The following is a 1412-nucleotide window of genomic DNA, read 5'->3' as shown; positions in this document are numbered from 1 at the left end:
GGCGGAGTCATGCCCCTTCTCCGCCCCCGGACCGCGTCTGTCAGGCCGCCTTCGGCCGGTACGTCGCGACGATGGTCCCGCTGCCGAACACCTTCGTGCCGATCAGCTCGAAGCTCGCCGCGGCATCGCTCAGCGGCGAGGTCAGTGACGGCTCACCCACCAGCACCGGGTGGATCCAGAAGTGCACCTCGTCCACCAGGCCGGCCTCGACCAGCTGCTGGGTGACCGATCCGTACCCGTACTGGATGATGTTCTTGCCGTCCTGCGCCTTCAGCTTGCCGACCTCGGCGACCAGATCCCCCTGCAGCACCTCGCTGTTGCGCCACTGCGGGTCGGTCAGGGTGCGCGAGGCGACCCACTTCTTGACGTTGTTGAAGTACGCCGCGCCGGTGCTCGGGTCGCTCTCGTCCCGGGTCGGCCAGGCGGCGGCGAAGCCCTCGTAGGTCTTGCGGCCCAGCAGCAGCGCGTCGGCGCCGCCGGTGAGCGTGCCGGCGTAGGCGGAGGCCTCGTCGTCGAAGTACGGCACGGTCCACATGGGGTTCTCGATCACGCCGTCGAGGGTGATGTACGTCGAGTTGATCAGCTTACGCATCGGATTCTCCCGGTTTTCAGTGGTCTCTCTCGGTGACAGCCACAACTCTGCCGGAGCCCGCTTACGCTTCGCTTTTGATCGCCTTCAGGACCTCGTCCACGGTGACCTTGTCGAGGGCGGGGTGCACACCGGGCGTCATCAGGTCGCCGCGCTCGGCCGAGGTGCCGTGCCAGATCGCGACGTGCGACGGGCGGTCCGCGGGCGGCCCCCAGCGGCGCGGTGGCACCGGGCCGAAGAGCACCACCGACGGGGTGCGGTAAGCGGTGGCCAGGTGCGCGATGCCGGTGTCCCCGCTGATCAGCAGGCGGGCGTGCGCGACCAGGGCGGCCAGCTCGGCCAGCCCGGTGCGGCCCGCCAGCACGGATTGATCGGCTAGGCCGGCGTCCCGCGCCACGCGCGCCGCCAGGTCGCGCTCCCCCGCCGAGCCGGTGACGACCACGCGGTGCCCGTCCCGGGTGAGGGCGCGCGCGACGGCCGCGAACCGGTCGGGTGGCCACCGGCGGGAGGGTGACTTCGCGCCCGGATGCACGATGGTCAGGCCCGCCTCCACCGGCACCGGCGGGACGGCCAGGCCGAGGTCGGCGGGGTCGGCCGGCACGCCGTAGAACTCCAGCAGCCGGCACCAGCGCCGCACCTCGTGCTCCTCGTCGGCCCAGGCCGGGCCGTCGCCGCCGAAGGCCCACAGCCGCTCCGGCTCGACGGCCCGCAGCAGCTCGTGCGACTGCGGGCCCGGCCCGCTCAAGGTTAACACCAGCTAGCCCCGCGGGCACCACGGCCGCGGCGCGTGCCCGCCCTCCGGCGGGCTCCACAGCGCCCCCCC

Annotated in this window: 1 protein-coding gene and 1 pseudogene; both read right to left on the bottom strand. The window is 72.8% G+C overall.

Annotation, left to right across the window (positions count from 1 at the left end):
• Positions 1–40: 40 nt before the first annotated feature.
• Positions 41–592: a dihydrofolate reductase family protein gene (locus AB0M20_RS43545; RefSeq protein WP_364307367.1), complete on the bottom strand. Its 552-nt coding sequence runs from the start codon at positions 590–592 to the stop codon at positions 41–43.
• Positions 593–653: 61 nt separating this feature from the next.
• Positions 654–1346: pseudogene (locus AB0M20_RS43540) on the bottom strand (glycosyltransferase family 9 protein); the annotation flags it as partial.
• Positions 1347–1412 lie beyond the last annotated feature (66 nt).

This window comes from Actinoplanes sp. NPDC051633 (assembly GCF_040681735.1).
GTDB lineage: Bacteria > Actinomycetota > Actinomycetes > Mycobacteriales > Micromonosporaceae > Actinoplanes.
Note: the sequence above shows the minus strand (reverse complement) of the source record. Positions and strands in the feature narration are given on the sequence as shown.